This window comes from Arthrobacter gandavensis, assembly GCF_039528575.1.
Taxonomy (GTDB): Bacteria; Actinomycetota; Actinomycetes; order Actinomycetales; family Micrococcaceae; genus Arthrobacter_B; species Arthrobacter_B citreus_B.
Genome location: NZ_BAAALV010000001.1, coordinates 363,919 through 388,139, shown reverse-complemented (window position 1 = coordinate 388,139; position 24,221 = coordinate 363,919). Strand labels below are relative to the sequence as shown.

Sequence of the window (24,221 nt, the reverse complement as noted above, 5' to 3'; positions counted from 1 at the left end):
TGCTTTCCGGTAAACGGTAAAAGGAAAGCATGCTTGGCGTTTTTAGGCTATTTTGCTAATGCGCAGCCTCTTTTAGGCGTTCGCTATTCCGGCGGCTGGGTCTTCATTCGTAGTGTCCTTAAGGCGATTATTTTCTGTCCGCACCGGCTATCTGTCACATCGTCGAATGACCGCGGGCGAGCTAGGAATACGAATGAAGTCTCAAAAAACGCAGCACCTGGGGATCCGACTGACTACGGCGTCGCTGAGCGCTGCCCTGGTCCTGGGCATCACCGGATTCGCCACGGACGTACCGCGCACCGCCGGGGAGGACGCGGCAACCGCCGGTTCCGCGGCGCCCCAGCTTCCGCTGGACATAGCCGGCTTCTACGACACAACGGCGTCCGGAGCCGTGCGTGAACTTCGGAATGACCTCACCGGCACTCTCCAGGGCCAGGTTCAATTCGCCCAGAGCCACACGGTCAATCCGGCAGGGAACACCGTGGCGAAAATGCCGTCCCTGGTCACGGACCGGGCTGCACTGGTTCTCTTCTCACCGCTGTCCGGGGCGGCGCAGGCCAGCGTCACCGCCACCGTGGACGGGGTGCTGCAGGGGACTATGGAGCTGGCACCGCCGGCACAGATTCCCCGCTCGGACATGAACATTACGCAGAACAGGCCGGATGTCGCCTATTCCTCGACGGCCTGGACTGCGGAGCTGCCCTGGAACTGGATGAAGCCCGGACTGGAACTGACCTTCGGTACGGATAAAGGCAGCGGCGTGCTGGGGAGGGACAGCATCGAATTCGCAGCTCCGGCGGAATTGATCATCAGTTCAATTCAGCTTGGCATGCTGACCGATTACCCCCAGTCCAGCGGCCATTACATGTTCAACGAGCCGGAGAAGTCGGGTTCCGACTACTTCCAGACAATTCCGGTCTCCAAACTCACCATGGCCGTCTATGAACCGGTCCGGCTTGAAAAAGTCATTGTTGCCTCCGGAGTGATCTATGCGGAAAAAAGCGCCGTCAACGGAGATGTTTATTCCGGGGACCTGCGCGAGAACGTCGGCAAGGCGCAAGTCAGCACGGGCATCAACCTGGCGAATTTCGGCACCACCAGCGGACCCATGGACCAGCGGCAGCCCGGCACCTTCAACCAGCGGATCATTCACCACTCGGCCGGGAACTACGCCAACGGGGTGCACAAGCACGGGCTCAGCGGCGGCAATGGCATGGCAACCCTGTATGACTCCGTGGGCAACGAGCTCAGCCACGAACTCGGCCACTCCTACGGCCTGGGACACTACCCGGGAGTCGACACTTCCAAGCAGGGCGACGACCGGGTGATCAACGCCAGCCACCACAGTGAAAGCGGCTGGGGCTACATTGCCTACCGGGACCGGATGCGTTCAAACCTGTCCTCGAACACGGCCTTCACTGCCGAAGGATTCGACCTGAGCGCCGGCAAGTTCACGCAGAACTACCAGGGCCTCTACAACTACCACCGTGACACCATGTCCGGCGGAAGCAACTCCAGCACCCTTTCCCGCTACACCCACGTCACCGGCTACAGCACCGACATCACGCAGCGTTCCCTGCGCACCGTGGTGCCGGACCTCGCCTATCCCAGCGGGTACCGGGACTGGGACGCCGCCGCCGGAAAATACGTCGACGCGAAGGTGAAGACACCGGCGTTCTCCTCACCCCGGCCCGAGCAGGTAGGAGTGCCGGTCTACACCCTGCTGGGCGGGTACAACCCCGCCAAACCTGAGCAGACAGTTCTCTATCCGGCTTTCCGCAGCAACTATGGCAACGTGTTCAGCCTTCCCCAGGCGGACACCGCGGCCACCGATTCGACCCGCCGCTGCTGGCTGGAGGTCACCTTCGCCGACGGCCGGGTGGATAAGACGGCCCTGCAGGCGGGTGACGGCGTGAAGCAGTTCAACGTCAACCTGGCCCACACGGACCAGCCCTCAGGGGCGTCGATCTACTGCCGGACCAACGGGATAACCACCAAGCTGGGCAACTCGATTTCGATCGCTGCGGACCAGGAACCGCTGCGTCCCGCCGTCGTTATTGGCCAGGAGGCCGGGTACGAAGCCCTCCGCGCCGTTGAACTGCCGGAACTTGAGGCCAAGCTGCAGGCCGTGGCAGGCCGGCCCGCCCCGGTGCTGGATACCGACGGCGCCGTCCTCCTGGCCAGCTGGAAGGACAACCTGGGGCCACTCACCCCGGCCGCCCGCGCAATTGCCGAATCCGTCCTGGCCCAGACTGAGTCTGCCGCCTCGGTGGACGCATTCATCCAGCTCAACCAGGAACGGCTTGATGCCGCAGATGCGGCCGCGACGGCAGAACTGTTCGCCCTGCTGACCTCGGCCGGCTTCACTGAGAGCCCCACCCAGGTGCTGCCGGCGGGCGGGCGGCTGCTGGTCGACGGCGGCCATTGCCTGGTGCTGGGTGAGGACCTTGGCGTCACCGTGCCCCGGGACAAAACCCTGTGCGCCGATACAGCGTCACAGCGCTGGTTCCAGGACGCACGCGGAGCCATTCACAGCGAACTGCGCCCGGATCTGTGCCTGGTGCCCGGAACACCGGTGAGCACCGCGCCTTGTGCGCGGACCGCCGGAACCCAGGTCTGGATCCAGGAGGCTGACGGACACCTCAAGAGCGCTGTCTCCAGTTACCTGGACTTCTACCGCCACCAGGGAATAGCAGGAATGTACGGGAAGGGGACCGGAGCGAACCAGATCTGGACCGGCCTGGCTGCGGCTGGGAGTCCCGGCATGGCTCTGCTGAGCGCAGGCAGCCTGGCGACCCTCGCCGGCCTGGATTTCGCGGCTGCGTCAACGGATGCGTTTATCCAGGTGAACGGTGCAGCCCTTGAAGCCGGGGATCCGGCTGCGAATGCACAGCTCAAGTCCCTCCTGGCAGCGAACGGCTTTATGGAAAACCAGGAGAGGTTCCTGCCGGAGGGCAGCCGACTGCAGGTCAACAACGGCCACTGCCTGGTGTTGGGGGAGGACCTCGGCGTAACCGTCCCCATCAGCAAGAACCCCTGCGCGGATACTGACGCGCAGCGCTGGTTTATGGACGCCCGGGGTGCCATCCACAGCCAGGCCCGCCCTGACCTGTGCCTGGTGCCGGCAACCCCGGTGAAGGCAGCCCCGTGCTCTCCGGCTGACGGATCCCAGGTATGGCTTCCGGAGGCTGACGGGCACATCAAAAGCGCTGTCTCGAGCTACCTCGACTTCTACCGGGAGAGAGGGTTCGCCGGGATGTACTCGAGGAACGACGGGGCAAACCAAATCTGGACCGGACTCCAGACAGCTTCAAATCCGGGCCTGGCCAGGCTGAATTCGGGCAGCCTGGCCGTGCTGTTCCGGCTGGGACTCGATGCCTAGCTGAGTGCTCAGCGGTGCCCGTCCTGACGCAGGGCGTGCGCCGCTGAGGCGGCGGTTGAATCCGTACCACCGCCGAGATGTGCAGGAACGGAGAGTTTTCCCAAACCGGACCGATCCGCTGCGTCAGATCCTGAGAGTCCCGGCGATGAGGGTAGTGCACTGCCCGCCAACCCAGATGTCTTCCCCGTCAGCTTCAACATGGACGCGTCCGGTTCGGCCAAGGACCGTCCCCTGGGCGGCGACGTACGACGACGGTGCCCGGCCGCTGCCCATCAGCCACTGGGCCACCCCGGCATTGAAACTGCCCGTCACCGGGTCCTCGCAGGGAAGCTCATCGGCGATGAAGGTGCGTACTTCAAACGTGGTGGCGGCGCCGTCGGGATGCGGGCCGATGACACCGACGGCCAAACCGGCCATGGCGGGGTAGTCGGGCCGTACGGCCAGTACCTGCTCTGCCGAGTCGAGCAGCACACCGATCCACTCCGGACCGTTGACCAGCCAGGCGGCATCCCGCAGTGCCTCGCGGGGCAGCCCCAGGCCGGCGGCCACGCGGTCCAGCGCCTCTTCCGCAACAGGTCCGAACCGTGTCAGCGGCGGAGCCGCAAAAGCCAGCAGGCCGGCGTCGTCCGTCTTGATCCGTACCAGGCCGGCTGCTGATTCCTGGACAAGTGTGCCCTCCTGCCGGGGTTTCCCTCCGGCTTCAAGCCAGGCATGGGCAGAGCCAAGGGTGGGATGCCCGGCGAACGGCAGCTCCTCGGTGGGAGTGAATATTCGCACCCGATAGTCCGCCAGCGGATCAGACGGGGGCAGCAGGAAAGTGGTCTCTGCCAGGTTGGTCCAGTTCGCGAACTGCTGCATCCGGGCGGTGGTGAGGCCGGATGCATCGAGAACGACGGCGAGCGGGTTGCCGCCTAAGGGGTCGGGGCTGAACACATCGACCTGGACGAACGGTCGGCTGGTGGATACGGGAGTTTCGGAAGTCACTGTTTGAGCTTAGTGAGGCGCCCGGACCGCGGGCGACTCAGGCGAATGCCGGAACCGCGAGATTCCGGAACGCCGAGCCGTGGAAGACGAGCGGCTCATGTGCGCCGTCGTGGGTTGAGTAGCCGTGCACGCGGAGCAGGACGACGGCGTGGTCCCCGGCCGGAACCTCGTTCTCAACCGACGTTTCAAGCCAGAGGGCGGCCTCATCCAGGAACAGGGCGCCGGTGTCGGCTTCGTGCAGGCTCAGCCCGGCGAAGCGGTCGCCGTCGCGGGAAGCGATCTGGCGGCAGACGCCGTCGTGCCCCGTGCCCAGGATGGACACGCCGATCCGGACCGCAGTCCGAAGCAGCGGCCAGGTGCGGGAAGTATTCTGCACCGCGAACATGACCAGGGGCGGATCCATCGAAACGCCCACGGTGAAGGAAGAGGCCACGATTCCCTGCGGTGCGCCGTCGACTTCGGCGCAGAGCGCTGCGATTCCGGAGGGGAAGCGCCCAAAGGCCTGGCGCAGTGCGTTGGGCTGGAGATCGGTTTCAAGTGTCATGGAGATTCCTCTGCCTGACGCGCAGCCCGCGGCGCAATACCGCGGAAGACGCTGTACTTGCCGGACCGGGAGATCCACCGGAACGGCCGAATCGTCACCTGGAGCACCCCGCTACGGCGAGAGGGTTGCCGTCCAGCCGGCCAGGGCCTGTGGCTGGAACTCTTGATTCTGGCTACCAATCTAGGAGCCATGATGTCCCGGGGCAAACGTCCGTCACATATCGGCAATGCCGGGCAACAGTTCGTAACGGGCGTACTTAACCGGTGGGCGCCCGGATTTGTCCCAGTGCCGCCTACAGGCCGACCCAGTAATTGTCGAGCACGTACCCTTCGGGAAGGTACTGGTTCACCAGACCCACCACATCGTTCCAGTCGCGGTTCATTTTGAAATCAATTCGAACACTGTAGTCCCAGCCACCGTCATGCGGCATGCGCGTCATCGACAGATAGATGTAGCGGCTGATCCTGGCTTTGTCCTCCTCCGTGCAGGACTCGCTGAACCGTGCGGGGTGGGTATCGAGGTGCGGAACATCCGCCGGGTCCACACCACCCTCGTTGCCCTGCTTCGACCGGTCACCGTGATGGTGCATTGAAACGTAGACCGGGAATGGACTGTGATCATCCGGGCCAAGATACTCACCGGCGTAGCTGAGGCCTCCCGCAACCCACGTGGTGTTGTAGTGGTCAGGAACCACCTCCGGGAAGTCCTGATCAATACTTCGCTTCACTCTTGTTCCCGTCTGTAGTGCCCTGTGCTTTGGTGCGGCGGAAGAGGTTCTGCCGCTTTCTCATGTGTAGAGCCTAACGGCACCACCGGCACGCCTTTCCGCGCACGCGGGGCCAGCTATTACAGTGTCCGCATGAGACAACGCTGGTTCAAACAGGTAGACGTCTTCGGCAGCAAGCCTTACCAGGGCAACCCGCTGGCCGTGGTGCTGGACGGGGAAGACCTCGACGACGACGCGATGCTGCAGTTCGCCCGCTGGACGAACCTCTCCGAAACCACCTTTATCCTCCCGGCGACGCAGGAGGAAGCGGACTACCGGGTGCGGATCTTCACGCCGGGCGGGGAGATCCCCTTTGCGGGGCACCCGACGCTGGGAACCTGCCACGCATGGACCGAGGCCGGGAACACCCCGATGAAGGCCGGACTGGTCGTGCAGGAATGCGGAATCGGACTGGTTCCTCTTCGCGTCAACGCCGGTCTGGCCGCCTTTGCAGCGCCCCGGCTGATCCGCACCGGGCCGGTGGAGGAGGGCACCCTGGCCCGGGTAACGGCCGCGCTGGGACTCACTGCGGACCAGATCCGCGGCCATCAGTGGGTGGATAACGGTCCCGGTTGGCTGGGACTCCTGCTGCCCGACGCCGAGACGGTGCTCTCGCTGCGCCCCGACCACGCCGCGATCGGCGACCTGCGCGTCGGCGTGATCGGACCCCAGCCTGAAGCAGCGGAGACGGACTTCGAAGTCCGTGCTTTCGCGCCCGGCCTCGGCGTCTCCGAGGATCCGGTCACCGGCAGCCTCAACGCCGGACTCGCCCAGTGGCTGATCGGCGAGGGCATCGCGGAGGAACGCTATACCGTCACGCAGGGCACCGCCGTCCACCGCTCCGGACTGGTCCGCGTCTTCACCCGCGAAGGACGGATCTGGATTGGCGGCGAGTCCGTCACCTGCATCGACGGATCGGTTTCCCTCTAACAGTCCATCTAGTGCATCATGCCCATCGAGATGACACTTACGGCTCTTTTCAGCGCTGAAAGGAGCCGTAAGTGTCATCTCGATGGCACGGGTAGCCTTGAAGCGTGAATGACTTGTTCAACAGCGGCGAGGATCAGAACCTGCAGGACCACGACGACGACGACGCCACAGCGGACGGCGACTCACGGCAGCGCCCGCGCAGCCCCCTTGCTGTACGCATGCGCCCCCGCAGCCTGGACGAGGTTGTCGGCCAGCAGCACCTCCTGGCACCCGGGTCACCGCTGCGCACCCTCGCCGAAGCACCTCAGGGAGGGCCGGCCGGCCCTTCCTCGGTGATGCTCTGGGGCCCACCGGGCACCGGCAAGACCACCCTGGCGCACGTCGTTGCCCGTGGTCCCGGCCGTAAATTCGTGGAACTCTCGGCAATCACCTCCGGCGTCAAGGACGTCCGCCGGGTCATGGATGAGGCGCTGACGGCACGGGACCTGCACGGCATCACCACCGTCCTGTTCCTGGATGAAATCCACCGTTTTAATAAGGCCCAGCAGGACGCCCTTCTGCCCGGCGTGGAGAACCGGTGGGTTGTCCTGATCGCAGCCACCACCGAAAACCCGTCCTTCTCGGTGGTTTCCCCGCTGCTTTCCCGGTCCCTGCTCCTGACCCTCAAGCCCCTGACCGAAGCGGATATCTCCGGGCTGCTGGTGCGTGCAGTCGAGGACGAGCGGGGCCTGGCCGGGCGGGTGGAACTTAGCGGCGAAGCCCTGGAGCACCTGGTGCGCCTGGCTGCCGGGGACGCCCGCCGAGGGCTGACCGCACTGGAGGCCGCTGCCGGCGTCGCGTACTCCGAACGCGACCCCGACGTCGCTGTCCCCACCGTGGAGCTGGCACACGCCGAACAGGCCCTCGACGTCGCCGCACTGCGCTACGACCGGGCCGGCGACCAGCACTATGACGTCACCAGCGCCTTCATCAAGTCCCTGCGCGGATCCGACGTGGACGCTGCCCTGCACTATCTGGCCAAAATGCTTGAGGCGGGGGAGGACCCACGCTTTATCTCCCGCCGGCTGATGATCTCCGCCGCGGAAGACGTTGGCATGGCGGACCCGACGGCGCTGCAGACGGCGGTGGCCGCAGCCCAGGCCGTGCAGATGATCGGTATGCCCGAAGGCCGGCTGATCCTGGCCGAAGCGGTGGTGCACATTGCCACCGCGCCAAAGTCCAACGCGTCCTACAAGGCGATCGGTGCTGCCACAGCGGATGTACGTGCCGGATACGGGACAGGCGTTCCGGCGCACCTGCGCGACGCCCACTACCCCGGTGCCAAGCAGCTGGGGCACGGCAAGGGCTACATCTATTCCCATGACGAGCCGCACGGCATCGCCAAGCAGCAGTACGCCCCGGACGACCTGGTGGGCAAGGACTACTACAAACCCACCGCCAACGGGGCGGAACGGGATATTGCGGCACGGCTGGAACGCCTGCGCGGCATCATCCGCGGAAAGTAGGGTCCGCGGCGCCGCACGCCCGCACCCCGCAGGCCCGCGCATGCTAGGATTGATGGTTGACTGGCAAGCGCACTGCCGGACAATCCCACGTACCAGCCGGATTCACTTCCGGACGGGGTGGAACTGTGTCCGGTAACTGCGTTGCAGCAGAAGGCAGCGGTTGGCCGGAGCTCTCCCTAATGGAGGCCAGTGACTACGTATTAGCCGCGCACAGCGGGTTTTCCCGGTGCGTGCGGCAAGACCGCCAAAACAGTGAAAGGTGAACGTGGCTAACAACACACGTGCACGCCGTCAGGCCCGCGCTTCGCGCGCCCTCGGCATTGCTTTGACCCCCAAGGCAGCAAAGTACTTCGAGCGCCGGCCTTACCCCCCGGGTGAGCACGGCCGCGCACGCCGCAAGCAGGACAGCGACTACGCAGTCCGCCTGCGCGAAAAGCAGCGCCTGCGCGCACAGTACGGCATCCGCGAAGCACAGATGACCCGTGTCTTCGAGGAAGCCCGCCGCACCGCCGGTCTGACCGGTGAAAACCTGATCGAGCTTCTCGAGATGCGTCTTGACGCCCTCGTGCTGCGTGCCGGCTTCGCCCGGACGATCGCCCAGGCCCGCCAGCTGGTTGTGCACCGCCACATCATGGTTGACGGCGCCCGCGTGGACCGCCCGTCGTTCCGCGTGTCCGAAGGCCAGCTCATCCATGTGCACCAGCGCAGCGAGACCATGACGCCGTTCCAGGTTGCCGCTGCCGGCGCCCACCGCGACGTCCTGCCCGCTGTTCCGGGTTACCTGGATGTCTCCCTGGACAAGCTGCAGGCTCGCCTGGTTCGCCGCCCGAAGCGCTCGGAAATCCCCGTGACCTGCGAAGAGCAGCTCGTGGTGGAATACTACGCACGCTAATTCGACTCTCTTCCCGCTTTTGCGGGAGGTATGGCGAAATGGAACAGCCCGCGGCCCCGTGCCGCGGGCTGTTTCGTTTCCCGGCGGTGTCCGCGAACCTGCCGGGTACAGAACGCGCCGCCGCCAAGTAAGTGTCCGGTCCCGTCAATGGGTAAGGTACATAGCGGAAACTCTTCGAAAACAACCCAAGGAGAACCATGTCAGGTGGAGATATTGCCGGTCTGATCGCAGCCGGGGTTTTTGCCGTGCTGGTTGCGCTGCTGGCCGTCCCCATCCTCAAGCTTGGGAAGGTGTTCGACGAGCTTCGCGGATCGATCAAGACCCTCAGCGACGAGACCACTCCGCTGATTGACGAGGTCACCACAACGGTCTCCACCACCAATTTGCAGCTGCAGAAGGTTGACGGCATTTCCTCGAACGTCTCCGACGCCTCTGCCAACGTCTCCGCGCTCACGTCCCTGGTCGCCGCCACCGTGGGTTCCCCGCTGATCAAGGTATCCGCGTTCACCTATGGAGTCCGTACTGCCCTGGCCTCCCGCCGGCCCGCCGGGCGCGGACGCCGCAGCCGCTAGGGCCTTCCGCCATCCAGTCCACCACAGGAGCAGCACATGATTAAGCGTGTCTTTTGGATGTCGATCGGCATCACCATCGGCGTTATTGCGGTTCGGCGCATCTCCGACGCCAAGGAAAGCCTCGGCCCGGCCGGGCTCAACCGGGCCGTCGGCACCGCCGCCGACGCCCTGCACGATTTCACCGATGCCTTCCGTGACGCCATGACCACCCGCGAGGGCGAGCTCCGTTCCGCCCTGGGCCTGGACACCACGGACACGGTGTCCCAGACCATGTCCTCAGCCCGGCGCTGACTTTCTCCCGCCGCGCAGCTGCCCTGCGCGGCATTGATTTACCAGAAGGGTAAGAAACACCATGAAGTCCCACGAGATCGCACGCCGCTGGCTGGATTTCTTCAGCAGGAAGGGCCACACGGTCGTTCCCTCCGCGTCGCTCGTCACCAACGACCCCTCGCTGCTGTTCACCGTCGCGGGCATGGTGCCCTTCATCCCATACCTCACCGCGCGCGAAACCCCTCCCTACAGCCGGGCCACCAGCGTCCAGAAGTGCATCCGCACCGCGGACATCGAAGAGGTCGGCAAGACTGCCCGCCACGGTACGTTCTTCCAGATGGCCGGCAACTTCTCCTTCGGGGACTACTTCAAGGAAGACGCCATCACCTTCGCCTGGGAGCTGCTGACCAGCCCGGTTGAAGAGGGCGGCTACGGCCTGGATCCCGAGCGCCTCTGGGTCACTGTCTACGAAGACGGCGACGAGCGCGACGACGAGGCCCGCGCAATCTGGCGGGACAAGATCGGCGTTCCCAACGACCGCATCATCGGAACCGGCAAGGCAGACAACTACTGGAACACCGGCCAGGCCGGCCCCGGCGGTCCCTGCTCCGAGATCTACTACGACCGCGGCCCGGCATACGGCCTCGAAGGCGGCCCGGCCGTTGACGAGACCCGCTACATCGAGATCTGGAACCTGGTCTTTATGCAGTACCAGCTCTCCGAGGTGCGCTCCAAGACCGATTTCGACGTCGCCGGCGAACTGCCGCAGAAGAACATCGACACCGGCCTTGGCCTGGAACGCCTCGCCATGATCCTGCAGGGCGTCGAAAACATGTACGAGACGGACCAGGTCCGCCCCGTCCTGGACAAGGCCGCCGAACTCTCCGGCAAGGCCTACACCTCCGCGGAAGATCCCTCTGACCCGCATCACGCCGACGACGTGAAGATGCGCGTTGTGGCCGACCACATCCGCTCAGCCCTCATGCTGATCTCCGACGGCGTCACCCCCTCCAACGAAGGCCGCGGCTACGTGCTGCGCCGCCTGATCCGCCGCGCCGTGCGCGCCATGCGCCTGCTCGGCGTGGAAACCGCTGTGCTGCCCGAGCTGCTGCCCGTCTCCCGCGACGCCATGAAGGGCACCTACCCGGAAGTCGAGACCGACTTCGCGCGCATCTCCCGGATCGCGTACGCCGAGGAAAAGGCGTTCCTGCGCACCATCGCCTCCGGCACCGAACGCCTTGAAGTTGCCGTGCAGGAATCCAAGGCTGCCGGGCGTCCGCTTTCCGGCGCCGACGCCTTTGCCCTGCATGACACCTACGGCTTCCCGATCGACCTCACCCTGGAGATGGCCGAGGAAGCGGGCCTGAAGGTGGACGAGGCCGGCTTCCGGTCCCTGATGCAGGAACAGCGCAAGCGCGCCCAGGCTGACGCCCGCGGCAAGAAGCACGGCCACTCGGACATGTCCGTGTTCAACGAACTCCTCAAGGCCGGCAACACCGTGTTCACCGGCTACGACGAACTGCGGACCGAATCTTCGGTCCGCGGCATCGTCTCCAACGGCAAATCCGTCTCCTACGCAGGCCAGGGAACCGAAATCGAGCTGGTCCTGGACGAAACCCCGTTCTATGCGGAGGCCGGCGGCCAGGCTGCCGACGTCGGACTCATCACCGGCGACGGCTTCGTGGTCGAGGTCTCCGACGTCCAGCGCCCGGTCAAGGGACTCACCGTCCACAAGGCCGTGGTCCGCGAAGGCGAAATCTCCGCCGGTGCCCTGGCCCAGGCAGCGGTCGACGCCGAGCAGCGCCACGCCGCCGAGCAGGCACACTCCGGCACGCACATTGTGCACGCCGCCCTGCACCAGATCCTCGGCCCGGAAGCGCTCCAGCGCGGTTCCTTCAACAAGGCCGGCTACCTGCGGTTCGACTTCTCCTGGGGCGAAGGCCTCTCCGCGGCTGCCAAGTCCGAGATCGAAGAGGTCTCCAACCTGGCCATCCGCAGCAACCACAAGGTCGAAACGAAGATCATGTCCCTGGCTGACGCCAAGGCCCTCGGCGCCACGGCACTGTTCGGGGAAGCCTACGGCGACCAGGTGCGCGTAGTGGAGATCGACGGCGAATGGTCCCGTGAGCTCTGCGGCGGCACGCACGTTGACTCCACATCCCGGATCGGCAGCCTGACCCTGCTGGGCGAACAGTCCGTGGGTTCAGGCAACCGCCGCGTGGAAGCGTTCGTCGGCATGGACGCCTTCCGCCACCTGGCCGCCGAGCGCGCCCTGGTGAACGAACTCTCCGAACTGCTCAAGGTTCCCTCCGTCCAGGTCCCGGAGCGCGTCGCAGCGACCCTGGCCAAACTGAAGCAGGTCGAAAAGGAACTCGAGCGCCTGCGCCGCGAGCAGCTCGCAGCCTCCGCGGCAGCACTGCTGGGATCCGCCGTGGACATTGACGGCGTCCGGCTGCTGGCCCACGACGCCGGCACCGTCTCCGGTGCCGACGACCTGCGGACCCTGGCACTGGACCTGCGGTCCAGGCTGGGCAGCGAAGCGGCCGTGGTTGCCGTTGCCGGTGCGGCCAACGGACGTCCGGTGGTCATTGTCGCCACGAACGAGGCGGCCCGGGAAGCCGGAGTCAAGGCCGGTGCGCTGGTCAAGACTGCTGCCGGCGTCCTCGGGGGCGGCGGCGGAGGCAAGGACGACGTCGCCCAGGGCGGCGGCGCCGATGCCGCCAAGATCTCCGAGGCGCTCGATGCCATCCGCGCAGCGGTGGCGAACCGGGGCTAGCGCCACAGTGTCCGGCTATCCGCGCGGAACCAAAATCGGCGTCGACGTTGGACTGGCACGCGTCGGGGTCGCAGCATGCGACCCCGACGGCCTGCTGGCCACTCCCGTCCGCACGCTGAAACGCGATGCCAAGAAGAACAGCGACATCCAGGTCCTGGTCCGCGAAGCCGCTGAGCGGGGGACCGTCGAGTTCTTCGTCGGCCTGCCGCAGAGCATGAAGGGCACGGAAACCGCCTCCACGGCGATGGCCAGGGACTACGCCCAGGCCTTGGTGCAGGCCCTGGACAAGGCAGGACTCACTGTTCCGGTCCGGCTCATTGACGAGCGCCTGAGCACTGTCAGTGCCCACCGCTCACTGCGTGAAGCTGGCTTGGAGACACGAAATCACCGTAGAGTAGTAGACCAAGTGGCCGCTGTGGGTATATTGCAGCAGGCCATCGACATGCAGCGTTCCCTGGGACGCGATGTGGGGGTGCCGGTCACACTGCGCCGGAGCACGCATTCTGCTGTTCCGGCCCCGAACGAGGAGCCAACTATTTTCGAGGAACGCCGCCCCGAAAGCGACAAGCCGTCGTGAGCCACAGGTACCCCGACCCCTACGGAACGGGAGAGCGTCCGGACCACGAACCGGCCGCTGACGGCTATGCCGGCGAGGAGTATGTGGACACCCGGTATCCGGACCCGCCTGCCGACGACGTCCGGTACGAAGATGACACCTATCAGGACGTCCGGTACTCCCGGCAGGCCGAGGCGCATGCGGATGCCTACGCCGGCGGGCAGCACCAGGAGGCTGCCCCCGCCGTCCAGAACTTCTTCGCCGAAGAGGAAGCTGCGCCGAGCAGGCGCAGCCGCCGCCCGTCCCGGGAAAAGCAGCGCCGCCGGCGCCGCCGCACCGTGGTCATGATTGCCGTGCTTGCCGTTTTTGCCGGTGTTGTCTTCGGACTGACGGTTTTCCTGCGCGATCTCCTCGGCATGAACGAGGTCGAGGACTATCCCGGGCCGGGGGAGGGCACGGTCTCCTTCGTGGTGCAGCCGGGTGACGGTCCGCTGGTGATTGGCAACAACCTCGCCAGCCAGGACATCGTTGCCAGCTCCAAGAAATTCGTTGAAGTTTTCCAGCAGGAATCCCAGGGCCGGGAAATCCAGCCGGGCACCTTCGAAATGCGCCTGCAGATGAGTTCGTCCGGTGCGCTTGGCGCACTGCTGGGCGACGGCGGAACTGCCGTCCACTACGCTGCCATTCCCCGCGACCAGCGGCAGAGCGAGACCTTCGACGAGCTGGTTGCTTCCACCGGCATCCCGCTGGAGGAGTTCACTGCCCTGGCGCAAAACCCCCAGGCATTCGGCCTGCCGCAGCAGGCCGTGAGCCTGGAAGGGTACCTGTTCCCCGGGGAATACCGCTTCCCGGTCGATATGACGGCCGAGGAGATCATCACCGAGATGGTCCAAAATGCCTTTACGGCGCTGGAAGAAGCAGGCGTGAGCGATCCGGCTGAGCAGTACCGGGTCCTCACCAAGGCGAGCATTATCCAGGCCGAAGCCGGGGAAGCCGATTACGCGACGGTTGCCGGCGCGATCGAGAACCGGCTGCGCGCTGACAACACTGAGACCAACGGCCTGATCCAGTCGGATGCAACGGTCACGTACGGCCTCGGACGGAAGAGCTACAACCTCACGCCGGAAGAGAAAGCGGATACCTCCAACCGCTGGAACACCTACGCCAACCCGGGCCTGCCCGTGGGGCCGATCGGTTCCCCGAGCGTAGAGGCGATCGACGCCGCAGCGAACCCAGCTGACGTTCCCTACTTCTACTGGGTCACGGTCAACCTGGACTCGGGGGAGACCAAGTTCTCCTCCACCCTGGCTGAGCACGGACGCTACGTTGCCGAATACCAGCAGTGGTGCAGCACCCAGGAAGCTGGAAGGTGCGAGTAATTGTCCGTCCGCAAACGGGCGGCGGTACTGGGACACCCGATCGGGCATTCCCGTTCGCCCCAGCTTCACCGTGCCGCCTATGACTATCTGGGTTTCGACTGCAGCTACGACGCGATAGACGTTACGGAGGAGGCAGCGGCGGAATTCGCCGCTGCCGTCCGGGCCGAACCCAATTGGAACGGGCTCTCCGTCACCATGCCGCTGAAAGCAGTGATGGCCGCAGCCGTCGACCGGCTGGACCCACTCGCTGAGGCACTCGGTGTGCTCAATACCGTCACCTTTGACCACGGACCCGCCGGGACTGTGCTCACCGGATGGAACACTGACGTCCTTGGCCTCGTCAACGCGCTGCGGCATGCCGGCGCCGGGGAAGCTCCGCGCGGGGTCATCCTCGGCGCCGGGGGGACGGCCTGCGCGGCTGTCGCTGCCCTGGCCCGGATGGGTTGCACCAGCGTGGACGTCCATGCCCGGAGCTTCCGCGGCGCGGGTGCGTCCGGGCGGCAGGCAGACGTTGCGCAGGTGGGCAGCCGGCTTGGCGTGCAGGTAAACCTGCGCCCCTGGGAGGAAGCCGCCGCAGCCTGTGCTGCCGCCGACGTCGTAATCTGCACCCTGCCGCCGCGCGGCGCCGACGCCCTGGCGGATCAGTTCCGCACCCTGGCTGCTGACCGCAGCGGAGCAGTCCTCCTTGATGCTGCCTACGACCCCTGGCCCAGCCAGATGGCGGCGGCCTGGGAAAGCGCCGGGGGAACAATCGTGCCCGGACTCGAAATGCTCCTCTACCAGGCGGTGGAACAGGTGCGCCTGTTCACCGGCAGCGCGTTCCGCGACGAGCCCGCCGTCATAAACGTGATGTGTGACGCAGTGGGACTGCCCCGGCGCTGAAGGCCCCTTCCGAACGTGGCAGTATTGAAGCCATGTTGCGTTGGTTGACCGCCGGTGAGTCCCATGGGCCTGCACTGGTTGGAATTATTGAGGGCGTCCCTGCTGGCGTCGAAGTAAGCACCCCGTCCATCCAGGAAGCACTGGCACGCCGCCGCCTCGGCTATGGCCGCGGCGCCCGGATGAAGTTCGAACAGGACGAGGTCCGCATCCTGGGCGGAGTCCGCCACGGACTGACCCAGGGCGGCCCCGTGGCTATTGAGGTGGGCAACACCGAGTGGCCCAAGTGGGAACAGATCATGGCCTCGGATCCCGTTCCAGCGGAGATCCTAGACGGTCAGGCACGCAACGCCCCGCTGACCCGGCCGCGCCCCGGCCACGCAGATTTCACCGGCATGCAGAAGTACGGCTTCAGTGAAGCCCGTCCGGTCCTGGAGCGCGCCAGCGCCCGGGAAACCGCAGCCCGCGTTGCACTCGGCGCAGTGGCCTCGGCTTTCCTGAAGCAGCTTGGCGTTGAACTGGTCAGCCATACCGTGGGCATCGCCGGCGTCGCGTCGCCTGAGGGCTCAGCCCTGCCGCTGCCCTCCGACGTTCCCGCGCTGGATGAAAACCCGATGCGCTGCTTTGACCCGGCCGTCACCGAAGCCATGGTCGCCGAGGTGGACGCCGCCCACAAGGAAGGCGAAACCCTGGGCGGAGTCGTGGAAGTCCTTGCCTACGGTTTGCCGCCGGGACTGGGCAGCTACGTTCACTGGGACCGCCGCCTTGACGCCCGCCTGGCCGGAGCCCTGATGGGTATCCAGGCCATCAAGGGTGTTGAAGTCGGCGACGGTTTCCTCACCGCTTCCCGCCGCGGTTCCGCAGCCCATGACGAGATCCTCCAGGACGAATCCGGCCGGGTCATCCGCTCCGGCAACCGTGCCGGCGGCATCGAAGGCGGCATGAGCATCGGTGAAGTGCTGCGCGTCCGTGCTGCCATGAAGCCCATCGCCACCGTTCCGCGTGCCCTGAAGACCGTGGATGTTTCCACGGGTGAACCTGCCCGTGCCCACCACCAGCGTTCGGACGTGTGTGCCGTACCTGCCGCCGGCGTCGTAGCCGAAGCCATGGTGGCCCTGGTCCTTGCCGAAGCCATGACCGAGAAGTTCGGCGGAGATTCCGTGGCGGAGACGGCACGGAACCTGCGAACGTACCTGGAGAGCATTCCGGATTCGCTCTCCTCGACCGGTACCGGTACAGGTGCCTGAGCAGCACCTGGTCCTGATTGGGCTGATGGCCGCCGGCAAGTCCGTCGTCGGCCGGTCGCTGGCTGCCCGCCATGGGCTGCCCTATGTGGACACCGACCAGCTGGTGGTCGAGGAGCATGGGCCCATCCCGGAGATCTTCGCGCGCCACAGCGAACGGTTCTTCCGCGAAGCCGAGGCGCGGGCCGTAGCCGGTGCGCTTGACTCGCCCGTGCGCTCAGTGATCTCCCTCGGCGGCGGGGCAGTGCTGGACACCGGAACCCAGCAGCTGCTGGAGCACGCTACGGTTGTATTTCTGGATACCGACCTGGCCACGGTGCTGCCGCGCATATCCCGCACGGCCCACCGTCCGCTCCTGGCCGGTGATCCGGCGCAGCGCTGGAGCGCGCTGGCAGAGGTCCGCAGGCCAATTTACGAATCGCTGGCAGACATAGTCATAGATACCAGGGGACTGGCAGTAGCCGAGGTGGTGGAACGCATCACCGCAGCCCTGGACGAAGGAGAGAACTAAATGCCCGCTGAAGCCACCGTCATCGAAGTGACCGGTGAGAAGCCCGCAGAGAACTACGACGTCGTCATCGGCAACGGTCTGCTGGGCCGCCTTCCGGCGATGCTGGGGGAGCGGGTCCGGCGCGTGCTGGTGATTCACCCCCGCGCACTGCGCACCACCGGTGACACCGTCCGCGACGAGCTCGCCGAAGCCGGCCTTACGGCGCTCACCGCGGAGATTCCCGACGCCGAAGAGGGCAAGCACATCCAGGTGGCCTCCTTCTGCTGGCAGGTGCTGGGGCAGAACGACTTCACCCGCTCGGACGCCATCGTGGCCGTAGGCGGGGGCGCGGTCACCGACGTCGCCGGCTTTGTGGCAGCCACCTGGCTGCGCGGCATCAAGGTGGTGCACATCCCCACCAGCCTGCTGGGCATGGTGGACGCCGCAGTGGGCGGCAAGACCGGCATCAACACCGCTGAGGGCAAGAACCTGGTGGGCGCTTTCCATCCGCCCGCCGGAGTGCTGGCAGACCTGGACGCCCTGGGCTCGCTGCCGAAGAACGAACTGCTCAGCGGCATGGCCGAGGTAGTCAAGTGCGGCTTCATCGCCGATCCGGCCATCCTGGACCTGATTGAGGCAAATCCGGAGGCAGTAGCCGACGGCGGCTCCGACGTCGTGCGTGAACTTGTCGAACGCGCGGTCCGGGTCAAGGCGGAGGTAGTCTCAGCCGATCTGCGGGAAGCGGGACGCCGGGAGTTCCTGAACTACGGCCACACCCTGGGCCACTCCATTGAACTGGCCGAACGTTACCAGTGGCGCCACGGGGCCGCTGTCTCCGTGGGCATGGTCTTCGCTGCCGAACTGGGCCGCATGGTGGGACGGCTGGATGACGCCATCGCAGACCGGCACAAGGAGATCCTGACCTCACTTGGCCTTCCGGTGACCTACCGCCGGGACCGCTGGAGCGCACTGCTGGACGGTATGCGCCGGGACAAGAAGTCGCGCGGGGACCTGCTGCGCTTCGTGCTCCTGGACGGGCTGGCCAAGCCCTCCATCCTGGAGGTCCCGGATACGTCCCTGCTCTTCGCCGCCTACCAGGAGATCGCCTCCGAACCTGAGACCGGGATTCGCCTCAGCCTGTAGGTAATCGCCGAACAGGTAGAATGGTCGACGGATAAGACTCGAAGCAGAAGCGAAACGACGAAAGAGAAACTGTGGCAACGACCAACGACATCAAGAACGGCACCGTGCTGAAGCTTGAAGGCAACCTCTGGAGCATCATTGAGTTCCAGCACGTAAAGCCGGGCAAGGGTGGTGCGTTTGTCCGTACCAAGATGCGCAACGTCCGCTCAGGCAAGGTTGTCGACAAGACGTTCAACGCCGGCATCAAGATCGAAACCGCCACGGTTGACCGCCGCGATTACCAGTACCTGTACAAGGACGGCGAAGACTACGTCTTCATGGATACCTCGGACTACGACCAGCTCACGGTCCCGGGTTCGATCGTCGGTGACTACGCCAACTTCATGCTTGAGTCCATGATGGTCACCATCGCCATGCACGAAGGTGCCCCCCTGTACATTGAACTTCCGGCTTCCGTGGTCCTGGAGATCACCTACACCGAGCCCGGCCTGCAGGGCGACCGCTCCACCGGCGGCACCAAACCCGCCACCGTGGAAACCGGCTACGAAATCCAGGTTCCGCTGTTCCTGGAAACCGGCACCAAGGTGAAGGTTGATACCCGCACCGGAGACTACCTGGGACGCGTTAACGAGTGAGTGCACGCAGTAAAGCAAGAACACGGGCACTTGAGGTGCTCTTCGAAGCGGAACAGCGATCCATGTCTCCGCTCGAGTCCCTGCGTTCCCGCCGGGAAAAGACGGACCAGGTAATCAACCCCTACACCATGGACCTGGTGGAAGGCGTGATTGCCAAGCAGGAGCAGATCGACGAGTTCCTCAGCACCTATTCCCAGGGCTGGCCATTGGAGCGGATGCCTGCGGTTGACCGCATCATCCTGCGCCTTGGCAGCTGGGAACTGCTCTACAACGACGACGTACCGGACAAGGTCGCCATCAGCGAAGCTGTTGAACTGGCCAAGTCGCTCTCCACGGATGAGTCGCCTGCGTTCATCAACGGACTGCTGGGCCGTCTGCATGAGCTTAAGGATTCCCTGCTGGCCTAGGCAGGCGGGAACAGCTACGCGTAAAGCCCGGCGGGATTCCCCGCCGGGCTTTTGCGTGCTCGGGCAGCCGGCCCTCGGAGGGGATACCTACCAGCGGCGCCCTGCGGCAGCGACGCCGAGCAGCTGGGTGCGGGTTCGGGTCAGCTCTGCGAGCAGCCGGTGCTCGCGTGCCGTGTTCTTCTCCGGATCCCGGCCGTTGACGAGCTGCTGCCGGATCAGGGCAAGGTTCGTGGCCTCCCGGATGAACGCGCGCATGCAGGCCTTCGCACCGAACGCTCCTGCCCAATGCAGGGCCTGGCGGCGCCCGCCCGGCGTGGAGAGCAGGTTCACCTCCGCAGGGGTAAACCAGCCGGCGGCTGCGTACTCTCCGAGCCGCTGGCCCGTGAGGCGCTGTTCCTGCCGCCGGAGCCACGTCACGCCGCCCACCGCAAGGGCGAAGAGCGGCACCTGCAGCAGGAAGTAGAAGGCGAAAAAGTCGTCGGCCACCAGGGCCATGCCGCCGTTCCAGAACATGTGGCCGGCCACTGCCGCCGCCAGCCCTGCGGCGAATCCGCCCGTGATCCGCCCGGCACCGGGCCTGCGCACGGCGATGCCAAGGGCCAGGCCAATCGCGGCGGTGAACAGCACGTGCGCGAAGGGCGAGAAGAGCCCGCGCAGCACAAAGACGAAGCCAAGCTGCAGGCCCACTCCGCCGGCCTCGAACAGTGCAGCGCTGAAGTAGAGGATGTTCTCCGTGAACGCGAAGCCGGCGCCGACTACGCCCGCGTAGACAATCCCGTCCAGCGGTCCGTCAAAGTGGCTGCGGCGCGCGAAGACCAGCATCAGGACCCCCAGTCCCTTGGCGGTTTCCTCGACCAGGGGTGCCTGGATGACAGTGGTCAGCACATCGGCCGGGGTGAGGGGCAGCAGCATTACCAGGACCTCATTTACCGCACCGCCCAGCAGCAGGGTGATGGCCACGGAAACACCGGCTCCCCACAGGAAAGCGAAGACCAGTGCGCCCCGGGGCTCGGGTTCCCACCGGTCGATCCAGTGCAGGCCCAGCAGGCAGATGCCCAGGGGAATCAGTGCCAGGATCCCGCACAGGACAAAGGCCTCGCTGCCCAGGGCCGCAAAGAGAAACAGGCCAACCACTACCAGCACCACTGACGCTGCCACGATCAGCACTATGTTCAGGACTCCCGAACCGCCGCGTCCGGCGGCTGGAACGCTGAGCCCAGGCAGCGGTTCGGCCGGCTGCCGGGGCGGATTGGCAGGCCCGTTGCCGGGCATCAGTGTCATGGGCGCATGCCTGTCATGGACCCAAGAATATACGTGTGGGCTGCTGTGATAGTTTTGAGGAGCATTCAACCTTTAAGTCCGTCCTGTGAGGCGGGGAAGGAGGAAGCAGAATATGGATCCCAGTGGTCCCCCGCAGGCACACCTGCCTGCCCGTACCGTTCTGACTTCAGCTGACATTGACCGCGTGCTGACACGCATCGCCTACGAGATCCTTGAAGCAAACAAGGGCGGCACCGACCTGGTGCTGATGGGCATTCCCCGCCGGGGCTATCCACTGGCCCGCCGGCTCGCCGCCAAGATCGCGGCAGCGGACCCCACTGTAAACGCAGAGGCCATCACCGGGCAGCTGGACGTCACCATGTTCCGTGACGACCTGGCGCACCACCCCACGCGTCCCCCGCACCCCACGCAGCTTCCCGCCGGCGGCATAGACGGCAAAGTCGTAGTCCTGGTGGATGACGTGCTGTATTCCGGCCGCACCATCCGCGCCGCGCTGGACGCCCTGATCGACCTTGGCCGTCCCCGCGCCGTGCGGCTGGCCGTCCTGGTGGACCGCGGACACCGCGAACTGCCTATCCGCGCGGACCACGTTGGCAAGAACCTGCCGACAGCAGCCGTGGAAAAGGTCCGGGTGAGGCTGGCGGAGACTGACTCACCGGCCCTGGACGAAGTCGTGATCGAAGGCGCTGCATGAAACACCTGCTCTCCACCCTGGACCTCTCCTACCAGGACGCCATCTCCATCCTGGACACTGCGGAGGCCATGGCCGCAGTAGGGGAGCGGGAAGTCAAAAAGCTTCCCGCCCTGCGCGGCCGCACGGTGGTCAACCTCTTCTTCGAGGACTCAACCCGGACCCGCATCTCCTTCGAGGCCGCAGCCAAGCGACTCTCTGCCGACGTCATCAACTTCTCCGCCAAGGGATCATCGGTTTCCAAGGGCGAGTCACTGAAGGACACCGCCCAGACCCTGGCCGCCATCGGTGCCGACGCCGTGGTCATCCGCCACGGAGCCTCCGGAGCACCGGCCAGGCTGGCCAACTCCGGCTGGATTGACGCCGCCGTCCTCAACGCAGGCGACGGTACCCATGAACATCCCACGCAGGCCCTGCTGGACGCATTCACCATGCGCCGGCACTGGGCACAGCTGCACGGGGTTCCTTCCTCGGGGACGGACCTGGCGGGCATGCACGTGGCGATCGTGGGAGACATCCTGCACTCCCGCGTGGCCCGCTCCGACCTCTGGCTGCTGAAGACCCTCGGCGCGGACGTCACGCTGGTGGCGCCGCCCACTCTGCTGCCCTTCGGCGTCGAATCCTGGCCCTGCAAGGTCAGCTACTCCCTGGACGAGACGCTGGAAACCAAGCCGGATGCCGTCATGATGCTTCGCGTGCAGGCCGAACGCATGCACTCCGCGTTTTTCCCCACGGTGCGGGAGTACTCCCGGCGCTACGGGTTCGACGACGTCCGTCTGGACCACCTGGACGCCCTTGGCATGGACAACACGATCCTGCTCCACCCCGGGCCGATGAACCGCGGCCTCGAAATCTCCTCCCGGGCCGCCGACTCGCCGCGCTCCACCGTCCTGGCCCAGGTCAGCAACGGCGTCTCGGTCCGCATGGCCGCCCTCTACCTGCTGCTCTCCGGTGAAGGCAGCTCCCCGCGCACACCACAGGAAGTATCTGCTCAGTGACTACAGCAAACCCCGCTACACCCGCCAAACCCGCCCCTGCGGCCACCCCGGTGCTTTCATCCACCGGAACCTACCTGCTCCGCGGCGCAATGCTGCTGGGCAAGGACCGCTCCGACCTCCTGATCCGTGACGGCATCATCGCCGCCGTTGGCCAGGACCTGGAAGCGCCCGACGGCGCGTTGAGAATTGATGCCGACGGCCTGGTTGCCCTGCCCGGCATGGTTGACCTGCATACCCACCTGCGTGAACCCGGCCGGGAAGACGCAGAGACCGTAGAGACCGGAACCCGGGCCGCGGCCCTGGGCGGTTTCACCGCCGTGCATGCCATGGCCAACTCCAACCCCGTGGCGGACACCGCCGGCGTGGTGGAGCAGGTCTACAGCCTGGGGCTGAAATCCGGCTGGGTGGACGTCCGCCCGGTAGGCGCCGTCACCGTGGGCCTGAAGGGGGAGCGCCTGGCTGAGCTCGGTGCCATGGCCGACTCCCGTGCCCGCGTCCGGGTCTTCTCCGATGACGGTATGTGCGTCCATGACCCGGTGCTGATGCGCCGCGCGCTTGAATACGTCAAGGCGTTCGACGGCGTGGTCGCCCAGCACGCACAGGAACCGCGCATGACCGACGGCGCGCAGATGCACGAGGGCGAAGTCAGCGCCGTCCTGGGACTGCCTGGCTGGCCCGCCGTGGCGGAGGAATCCATCATTGCCCGCGACGTGCTGCTGGCCCAGCACACCGGCTCAAGGCTGCACGTGTGCCATGTCTCCACCGCCGGATCCGTGGAGATCATCCGCTGGGCCAAGGAACGCGGCATCAACGTGACGGCTGAGGTCACTCCGCACCACCTGCTGCTCACCGATGAAGCCGTGCGCAGCTACGACCCCGTGTACAAGGTGAACCCGCCGCTGCGCACTGAATCCGACGTCGAGGCACTGCGCCGCGGTCTGGCGGACGGCACGATCGACATCGTCGGCACCGACCACGCACCCCACCCCAGCGAGCACAAGGAATGCGAGTGGGCGCAGGCCGCCATGGGCATGACCGGACTTGAAACGGCACTGTCCGTGGTCCAGGCCACCATGATCGAAACCGGCCTGATGGACTGGGAGGGCTTCGCCCGGGTGACTTCCACCACGCCGGCCCGGATCGGACGCGTAGCAACACAGGGAAGACCGCTCCAAACCGGTGAACCGGCCAACGTCATATTGGTTGACCCGGCTGCGCGGCGCACCGTGGACCCCCATAAGATGGCAACCATGGGCAAGAACAGTCCTTATGCGGGGCTGGAACTGCCCGGAATGGTCCGTGCCGCTTTCTTCGCCGGCCACCCCACCGTCCTGGACGGCGCACTAAACGGCCCCCGGGCCGCAGCAGCAGAGGAGACTCCATGGATTGGCTGATCTTCCTCATCGGAGTTCTTGCAGCCGCAGCGATTGTGCTGACGCTGTTTGCCGTCGGCTGGCGGGGACGCCGCCGGCGCCAGTCGGACATTCCCCGGCCCCGGCCGCTGCCGGCAGACCTGGAGCTGCCCCGGTTCGAGGCTGACGGACAATACGTCGCCACCACCACCGCGGGCGACTGGCTGGACCGGGTGGCTGTCTACGGCATGGGCGTCAAATCAGTGGCGACTGCCGCAGTCTTCGATGAAGGCCTGCTGTTCGCACGGACGGGCGCACCGGACGTCTGGATTCCCCGGGAAGACCTGCGCGATGTACGCCTGGAGCGCGGGATGGCCGGAAAATTCGTGGAGAAGGAGGGCCTGGTCATGGTGACCTGGCAGCTCGGACCAAAGCGGGTCGACACCGGGTTCCGTACCCGTGCGGCCGACCACAAGAACCCCCTGGTTTCGGCGATCAAGGCGCTGGGCCCGGAATCAGCAACATCTAGCGAGGAACAACTGTGA

At 65.8% G+C, this 24,221-nt stretch carries 23 protein-coding genes and 1 riboswitch; of the genes, 19 read left to right on the top strand and 4 right to left on the bottom strand.

Annotated features, from left to right (window positions below):
• Positions 1-193: 193 nt before the first annotated feature.
• Positions 194-3,382, top strand: coding sequence for a M66 family metalloprotease (locus tag ABFX29_RS01805; protein WP_170287752.1), 3,189 nt, complete (start codon positions 194-196; stop codon positions 3,380-3,382).
• Positions 3,383-3,505: 123 nt separating this feature from the next.
• On the opposite strand, the gene ABFX29_RS01800 is transcribed toward ABFX29_RS01805, so the two are convergent.
• The 3 genes from ABFX29_RS01800 to ABFX29_RS01790 form a co-directional block, all read right to left on the bottom strand.
• Positions 3,506-4,366 (bottom strand): PhzF family phenazine biosynthesis protein, encoded by an 861-nt coding sequence (locus ABFX29_RS01800; protein ID WP_152227776.1) that lies wholly within the window; start codon positions 4,364-4,366, stop codon positions 3,506-3,508.
• 37 nt (positions 4,367-4,403) lie between these two features.
• Positions 4,404-4,910, bottom strand: coding sequence for a flavin reductase family protein (locus ABFX29_RS01795; RefSeq protein ID WP_152227778.1), 507 nt, complete (start codon positions 4,908-4,910; stop codon positions 4,404-4,406).
• A 48-nt stretch (positions 4,911-4,958) separates the two neighbouring features.
• A riboswitch (SAM riboswitch) is annotated at positions 4,959-5,078 on the bottom strand.
• 124 nt (positions 5,079-5,202) lie between these two features.
• Positions 5,203-5,637: a hypothetical protein gene (locus tag ABFX29_RS01790; RefSeq protein ID WP_152227780.1), complete on the bottom strand. Its 435-nt coding sequence runs from the start codon at positions 5,635-5,637 to the stop codon at positions 5,203-5,205.
• Between the two features lie 132 nt (positions 5,638-5,769).
• Between ABFX29_RS01790 and ABFX29_RS01785 the strand changes: the two genes are divergently transcribed.
• The 14 genes from ABFX29_RS01785 to nusB all read left to right on the top strand — a co-directional run bounded on the left by ABFX29_RS01785 (position 5,770) and on the right by nusB (position 19,354).
• On the top strand, positions 5,770-6,606 hold the full coding sequence (locus tag ABFX29_RS01785; protein WP_152227782.1) for a PhzF family phenazine biosynthesis protein: 837 nt from the start codon (positions 5,770-5,772) through the stop codon (positions 6,604-6,606).
• A 104-nt stretch (positions 6,607-6,710) separates the two neighbouring features.
• The gene (locus ABFX29_RS01780) at positions 6,711-8,111 is read left to right on the top strand and encodes a replication-associated recombination protein A (RefSeq protein ID WP_420831110.1); all 1,401 of its coding nucleotides are present in this window, start codon (positions 6,711-6,713) and stop codon (positions 8,109-8,111) included.
• 265 nt (positions 8,112-8,376) lie between these two features.
• Positions 8,377-9,003 (top strand): 30S ribosomal protein S4, encoded by a 627-nt coding sequence (gene rpsD, locus ABFX29_RS01775; RefSeq protein ID WP_152227785.1) that lies wholly within the window; start codon positions 8,377-8,379, stop codon positions 9,001-9,003.
• 197 nt (positions 9,004-9,200) lie between these two features.
• On the top strand, positions 9,201-9,575 hold the full coding sequence (locus ABFX29_RS01770; protein WP_055240989.1) for a DUF948 domain-containing protein: 375 nt from the start codon (positions 9,201-9,203) through the stop codon (positions 9,573-9,575).
• Positions 9,576-9,611: 36 nt separating this feature from the next.
• Complete coding sequence (locus ABFX29_RS01765; protein ID WP_387013231.1) at positions 9,612-9,866, top strand: hypothetical protein; 255 nt, start codon at positions 9,612-9,614, stop codon at positions 9,864-9,866.
• A gap of 61 nt (positions 9,867-9,927) precedes the next feature.
• Positions 9,928-12,621: an alanine--tRNA ligase gene (alaS, locus tag ABFX29_RS01760; protein ID WP_152227787.1), complete on the top strand. Its 2,694-nt coding sequence runs from the start codon at positions 9,928-9,930 to the stop codon at positions 12,619-12,621.
• Positions 12,587-13,198, top strand: coding sequence for a Holliday junction resolvase RuvX (gene ruvX / locus ABFX29_RS01755; protein WP_152227789.1), 612 nt, complete (start codon positions 12,587-12,589; stop codon positions 13,196-13,198). The genes alaS and ruvX overlap by 35 nt, the downstream gene beginning before the upstream one ends.
• Positions 13,195-14,556: an endolytic transglycosylase MltG gene (gene mltG, locus ABFX29_RS01750; RefSeq protein ID WP_246167448.1), complete on the top strand. Its 1,362-nt coding sequence runs from the start codon at positions 13,195-13,197 to the stop codon at positions 14,554-14,556. The genes ruvX and mltG overlap by 4 nt, the downstream gene beginning before the upstream one ends.
• Positions 14,557-15,438 (top strand): shikimate dehydrogenase, encoded by an 882-nt coding sequence (locus ABFX29_RS01745; protein WP_152227791.1) that lies wholly within the window; start codon positions 14,557-14,559, stop codon positions 15,436-15,438.
• Between the two features lie 32 nt (positions 15,439-15,470).
• On the top strand, positions 15,471-16,682 hold the full coding sequence (gene aroC, locus ABFX29_RS01740) for a chorismate synthase (RefSeq protein WP_152227794.1): 1,212 nt from the start codon (positions 15,471-15,473) through the stop codon (positions 16,680-16,682).
• Positions 16,675-17,190 (top strand): shikimate kinase, encoded by a 516-nt coding sequence (locus ABFX29_RS01735; protein ID WP_246167450.1) that lies wholly within the window; start codon positions 16,675-16,677, stop codon positions 17,188-17,190. Before aroC ends, ABFX29_RS01735 begins: the two co-directional genes overlap by 8 nt.
• A complete protein-coding gene (gene aroB / locus ABFX29_RS01730; protein ID WP_152227796.1) occupies positions 17,191-18,312 on the top strand; it encodes a 3-dehydroquinate synthase in 1,122 nt (373 codons plus the stop codon).
• 71 nt (positions 18,313-18,383) lie between these two features.
• The gene (efp, locus tag ABFX29_RS01725) at positions 18,384-18,947 is read left to right on the top strand and encodes an elongation factor P (RefSeq protein WP_055240995.1); all 564 of its coding nucleotides are present in this window, start codon (positions 18,384-18,386) and stop codon (positions 18,945-18,947) included.
• On the top strand, positions 18,944-19,354 hold the full coding sequence (gene nusB, locus ABFX29_RS01720) for a transcription antitermination factor NusB (RefSeq protein ID WP_152227798.1): 411 nt from the start codon (positions 18,944-18,946) through the stop codon (positions 19,352-19,354). The genes efp and nusB overlap by 4 nt, the downstream gene beginning before the upstream one ends.
• A gap of 87 nt (positions 19,355-19,441) precedes the next feature.
• On the opposite strand, the gene ABFX29_RS01715 is transcribed toward nusB, so the two are convergent.
• Positions 19,442-20,635 (bottom strand): PrsW family intramembrane metalloprotease, encoded by a 1,194-nt coding sequence (locus ABFX29_RS01715; protein ID WP_152227799.1) that lies wholly within the window; start codon positions 20,633-20,635, stop codon positions 19,442-19,444.
• Positions 20,636-20,747: 112 nt separating this feature from the next.
• Here ABFX29_RS01715 and pyrR point away from each other — a divergent pair, with 112 nt between their 5' ends.
• From pyrR to ABFX29_RS01695, 4 genes are read left to right on the top strand one after another with little or no spacing between them, the layout of a single operon-like run.
• Complete coding sequence (pyrR, locus tag ABFX29_RS01710) at positions 20,748-21,329, top strand: bifunctional pyr operon transcriptional regulator/uracil phosphoribosyltransferase PyrR (protein WP_152227801.1); 582 nt, start codon at positions 20,748-20,750, stop codon at positions 21,327-21,329.
• Positions 21,326-22,324 carry an aspartate carbamoyltransferase catalytic subunit gene (locus ABFX29_RS01705; protein ID WP_152227803.1) on the top strand — a complete coding sequence of 333 codons (999 nt, stop codon included), beginning with the start codon at positions 21,326-21,328 and terminating at the stop codon, positions 22,322-22,324. Before pyrR ends, ABFX29_RS01705 begins: the two co-directional genes overlap by 4 nt.
• A 50-nt stretch (positions 22,325-22,374) precedes the next feature.
• Positions 22,375-23,718, top strand: coding sequence for a dihydroorotase (locus ABFX29_RS01700; RefSeq protein ID WP_152228384.1), 1,344 nt, complete (start codon positions 22,375-22,377; stop codon positions 23,716-23,718).
• Entirely contained in the window at positions 23,706-24,221 is a 516-nt protein-coding gene (locus ABFX29_RS01695) for a PH-like domain-containing protein (RefSeq protein ID WP_152227804.1), read from the top strand. The genes ABFX29_RS01700 and ABFX29_RS01695 overlap by 13 nt, the downstream gene beginning before the upstream one ends.